We start from the raw sequence: 5,143 nt of genomic DNA on the forward strand, positions 1-5,143 counted from the left end.
GGGGACGGCTGCTCGGATTGGGCAACGGCAGAAAGAGCGGCAAGCAGGACAAGGCCGGCCGCCGCCTTGGTGGTCAAACGCATGAGATTCCTCTTGTCAAAAGGTGGCGCGCAGGCCGATCGTTGCGGTGCGCGGGCTGCCCGGCTGCACCCAGACGGGCGAATAGCTGTTGGCATACCAATGATCGTCGAACAGGTTGGTGACCGATCCGAACAGTTCGACGCCATCGGCTACCTCGACCTGACCGAATAGCCGCACCAGCGTATGTGCCGGCAGAGTGAAGTCCGTGCCTGTCTCGCCATTGCGTTTGCTGACATATTGCACACCCGCGCCGAGCAGGACGTGGCGATTGTCCAGGGTGAAACGCTTCGACGCCTGAACGTTCAGGTTGTGATCCGGAATGTTGATCAGCGGATCGCCGGGTTCGATCTGGAACGAGAAGTTCGGATCGAGCACGCGCGATCGTGCCTCGGCGTCGGTATAAGCATAGCTCAGCAGGACATCCACGTCGCCCGGCAGCTTGCCGTTGAGGTCCAGTTCCACGCCGCGGCTGCGTGCCTTGCCGATCGCGATGGAGAAGCCGGGGTTGAGTGTGTCGGTGGCCAGGACGTTGGATTTCTCCAGCTGGTACACCGCGAGCGTGCCGGTGAGCCGCCCGCCGAGCGCGCTCAGCTTTACGCCAGCCTCGACCGACTTGCTGGTCTCCGGTTCGAAGACATTGCCGTTCGCATCGGCGCCGATGTTGGCGCGATACCCCTCGCCATAAGCGACATAGAGCGACACGGGATCGCTCACCTCATAGACGATGCCAGCCTGCGGGCTGAAGCGGCTGCGCTTGCGCCGGCCGAGCATATTCGTCAGCCGATTGTCGACGCGCAGCAGGAAGTCGTCGAAGCGGCCGCCGACGCGGATCTGCAAGCGATCGGTAAGGCTGATCTGGTCCTGGACATAGGCGCCCATCGTGCGCTGCACGTCCAGCCGGTTCGTAATGGGGGCCGTCGCCGGCACCGGATAGCGGCCGTACACCGGGTTCTGCAGATCGAGCAGATAGCCCGCCTGATCGGTGGTGGTGGGCGTCACCACCGGGCCGCGATAGCGGGTGAAGAACTGGTCGGTATCGAAATAGTCGAAATCGCCGCCGATCAGAACGCGGTGGCGCAGCGCACCGGTCTCGAACTCTCCCGAGATCTCGGCGCGCAACACGCTATGCTCGGACGTGTAGCGCCTGGTGCGCCGCTGGCGTGATAGCGAGCGGCCGTCGATGTAGAGCTTTTGGCGGGACCGAACCGTCTCCGCGTCCGATGACGCGCCGGTCAGCAGCGTATCGCGATGGCTCGCCCCGACCAGCAGGCTCCAGCGATCGCTGAAATCATGTTGCAGCCGTAACTGGTGCCCCGTCGCGCGCGCCACCGTATCTCCGTCACTCGGCTCGCCGAGAAAGCGCGAGCGTGGAACGGTATCGAAATCCTCGTTCAACACGACAATGCCTCGATCGAACGGCACCTCGACGCGCGTCCACTCGAAATCGTATGTGAGGCGGGTGTTGCCGATCCCGAGCCCGATCGACGGCAGGAAGCCCCAGCGCTTCTGCTCCACCGTGTCGCGAAAGGTGTCTTCGCTTTCGGCATAGCCGATCAGCCGCGCGGTGAGATTGCCGGTCAGCGCGACATTGGCATCGCCCTCCGCGCGCACCGTATCGAAGCTGCGATATTGTAGCGACGCGGTGCCAAAGGTACGACCGAGTTCCGCCTGTTTGGTGACGAGGTTGATCGAACCGCCCGGCTCGCCGCGCCCGAGCACCGCCGCCGCCGGCCCCTTCAACACCTCCACCCGCTCGATCCCGGCCACGTCGCGCTGGCCGCTGAAACCGCGCCCGGCGTTGAACCCGTTGACCAGATAGCCGCTCGGCAGGTTCTCGTCGCCGGTGAAACCGCGGACGGCGAAACTGTCCCACAATCCGCCCAACGTGTTCTGCCGCACGACCGAGGCATTGAGATCCAGCGCATCGGTGAGGCGGAGGATATTGTTCTCCTCGATCACTGCCTCGTCGATGGTGGCGATCGCCTGCGGGATCTCCTTCAGCGCGAAGTCGCCGCGATAGGATTGGCGCACGCCGGTGACGGTGATCGCCTCGCGTTCTTCCTCCGCCGGTGTGTCGGCTTCGACCTCCGCCGCGGCGGGTGAGCAGGCCAGGGCGATGGCAAGCGGCAGGGCGCTGGCGAGCGCCGCCGCGCGCATGGATAAACGCACGTGAGTTATTCCCCTTGAGACTGATCCCGACCCTTCGGCTGCGCGCGACAGGCCTGTTCGTGCGCCTGATGACGTGATGTTGTAACAACGTCAATGATATGTTGTCTTATCCGCTGCGATGCGGCAGGTGGCGGCCAATAGCATTCGACGAGGTAGAGATGACGCCACCGCCCGCTCCGATCCTGATCGACGGCCTGACCTTGGCCTATGGCGACCATCGCGTGCTCGACGGCTTGTCGCTGCGCGTGCCCGCCGGCAGCATCACCGCGCTGCTTGGCGGCAATGGCGCGGGCAAGTCGACTACGCTGGCGACGCTGCTCGGCTTTGTGCGCGCGCAGTCCGGCACGGTGCTGGTGGACGGAGTGGATCCCGGCGCCGATCCGGACGGTGCGCGTCGGCGGATCGCCTATCTGCCGGAGAATGTCGCGCTGTACGAGCATCTGACCGCCGTCGAGAATGCCGACTATCTCCTGGCCCTGTCCGACGAGCGCAAGGATCGCCGCGTCATTACCGATGCACTGGCGGCGGCGGGGTTGCAGGACCGCGCCTGGGATCAGCGGCTCGGCGGATTTTCCAAGGGCATGCGGCAAAAGGTAGCGATCGCGGTAGCCCTGCTGCGCGAAGTGCCGGTGCTGTTGCTTGACGAGCCGACCTCTGGCCTAGATCCGCGCGCCACGGCCGATTTCAACGCGCTGGTCGCCGCAGTGCGCGATCGCGGCACCGCGGTTTTGATGGTGACGCACGACCTGCTCTCTGCCGCCGATGTCGCCGACCGGATCGGCTTTCTTGAGGCCGGTCGCATCGTCGAGGAGGTCGCCGCGAGCGGCGCGGAGCGGTTCGACGTGCGCGCGCTTCACGCCCGCTTCGCGGTGGCGACGGAGCGGCTCGCGGCATGAGCGTGACACGTCTTATCGCCCGCGACGAATTGCGCCTGATGCTGCGCAACCGGGTCGCGGTGATCGCCTTCGCGCTGCTGGTGCTGCTGACGCTCGTCGCCGTGCTCAGCTCCTGGTCGCACCAGCGCGCCAATGCCGATCTGCGCGCCCGTCACCAGCATGAGGCGCAGCACGCGTTCGACGCACAGCCCGATCGCCACCCGCACCGCGTGGTCCATTATGGTCATTTCATCTTCCGCCCGCTGGGGCCGCTCGCCGCCTTCGATCCCGGCGTCGATGCGTTCACCGGCAGCAGCATGTTCCTGGAAGGGCACCGGCAGAATACCGCCAATTTCGGTGACGTGCGGCAAAGCTCGCTTCTGGTCCGCTTTGGGCAACTGACGCCGGCCTTCGTGCTGCAGGTGGTCGCGCCGTTGCTGCTGATCTTCCTCGGCTATGGCGCCCTGGCGCGGGAGACGGAGCACGGCACAATGCGCGTCCTGATGCTGCAAGGGGCATCGCGGGGACAGGTGGTACGCGGCAAGCTGCTGGCGCTCGGCACCGTCGCGCTGCTTGCCGGTCTGCCGGCGATGATCGGCTTCCTCGCCATTGCCGGGCAGCCGGGTGCGCTGGCGCTGCCGATGGTGGTGATCGCCCTCGGCTATGCGGCGTATCTGGCGCTCTGGGTGGTGCTGATTGTGCTCGTTTCGGCGCTGGTCCGCCGCAGCCGGGACGCGCTGCTGGCGCTGGTCGCGCTATGGGCCGTGGCGGTCGTGCTGCTACCGCGCGTCGCGCCCGATGTGGCGAGCGCCGCGGTGCCGCTCCAGAACCGGCTTCAGACAGATGTCGCGATCGCGCGCGATCTGCGCCGCATGGGGGACAGCCACAATCCCGACGATCCGCACTTCGCCGCGTTCAAGCGATCGGTTCTGGCCAAATACGGCGTCACCCGCATTGAGGATCTGCCGCTCAACTACAAAGGCCTGCTCGGCATGGAAGGCGAGCGTCTGACGTCCGAGCTGTTCGACCAATACGCCCGGCAAAGCTACCACGCGCAGGACAGGCAGAATGCGCTGGTCGAGGCGGTCGGCATGCTGAGCCCGGCAATCGCACTCCGCTCGCTGTCGATGGCGGCGGCGGGCACCGATTTCGCGGGCCATCGCCGCTTCTTGGAGCAGGCCGAGGCCTATCGCTACGCCTTGGTCCAGCGGCTCAACCGGATGCAGGCGGAGGCGGTCAGCTATGGCGACGACACCGCCACCGACGCCGATGCGGACCGGCGCAAGCGCGTGTCCGCCAGCAATTGGGGACGGATGCCCGACTTCGCCTATCAGGCGCCCAGCGGCGCCATGCTCGCCGCCGGCGCCCTGCCGGAGCTGGCCATCGTGCTCGGCTGGCTGGCCGTCGCCGCAGCGCTGCTCGCCCGGGCCGCGCGCAAGTTGGGAGAGGGCCGTTGAACCTCTGGAGCCACGAACTGCGCCTGCTGCTGCGCGCCCGCCTCACCGTTATCACGCTGGTCCTGCTGGCGGTTCTTTCGATTGCGGCGCTTGCCGCGGGCATGGCGGAAGTGTCGCGCCAGCGCGGTGCGATTGCCGCCATTCCGGTCGCCCAGGCTGAGGATATCGGCGCCGTCGCCGACTATGTCGACCGGACCAAGGATGCGGGCAGCGCGGCCTATTACAGCTTCCATCCCACCTGGGACGCACCGTCGCCGCTCGCCTTTGCCGCACTCGGCATGCGCGACGTGTCGCCTTTCATCCTGCGCGTCCGGGCGCTGGGGCTGGAGGCGCAGATCTATGATGGCGACACGTTCAACCCGGAACTGGCGCTGCCCGGCCGCTTCGATTTTGCCTTCGTGCTGGTGTTCCTGGCGCCGTTGTTCGTCATCGCGCTGTTTCACGATCTCGTCTCGGGCGAGCGCGAGGCGGGGCGGCTGCGTACGCTGACCGCGCTGCCGCGCGGCGGGGCGGGGCTGATGCGGCGGCGTACGTTGCTGCGGCTGACGATGCTATGGGCGG

General features: G+C 66.6%; 3 protein-coding genes and 1 pseudogene. 3 read left to right on the plus strand and 1 reads right to left on the minus strand.

From position 1 onward, the window contains the following. Positions 1–96: 96 nt before the first annotated feature. The gene (locus AX702_RS00230) at positions 97–2,238 is read right to left on the minus strand and encodes a TonB-dependent siderophore receptor (RefSeq protein ID WP_066774858.1); all 2,142 of its coding nucleotides are present in this window, start codon (positions 2,236–2,238) and stop codon (positions 97–99) included. A 170-nt stretch (positions 2,239–2,408) separates the two neighbouring features. Between AX702_RS00230 and AX702_RS00235 the strand changes: the two genes are divergently transcribed. The 3 genes and pseudogenes from AX702_RS00235 to AX702_RS00245 form a co-directional block, all read left to right on the plus strand. Beyond that, the gene (locus tag AX702_RS00235) at positions 2,409–3,146 is read left to right on the plus strand and encodes an ABC transporter ATP-binding protein (RefSeq protein ID WP_066774861.1); all 738 of its coding nucleotides are present in this window, start codon (positions 2,409–2,411) and stop codon (positions 3,144–3,146) included. Continuing rightward, positions 3,143–4,582, plus strand: coding sequence for an ABC transporter permease (locus AX702_RS00240; RefSeq protein ID WP_066774865.1), 1,440 nt, complete (start codon positions 3,143–3,145; stop codon positions 4,580–4,582). The genes AX702_RS00235 and AX702_RS00240 overlap by 4 nt, the downstream gene beginning before the upstream one ends. Then, positions 4,579–5,143: pseudogene (locus tag AX702_RS00245) on the plus strand (ABC transporter permease subunit); the annotation flags it as partial. The gene AX702_RS00240 and the pseudogene AX702_RS00245, both read left to right, overlap by 4 nt.

The organism is Sphingomonas sp. CCH5-D11, assembly GCF_001557395.1.
Lineage (GTDB): Bacteria > Pseudomonadota > Alphaproteobacteria > Sphingomonadales > Sphingomonadaceae > Sphingomonas.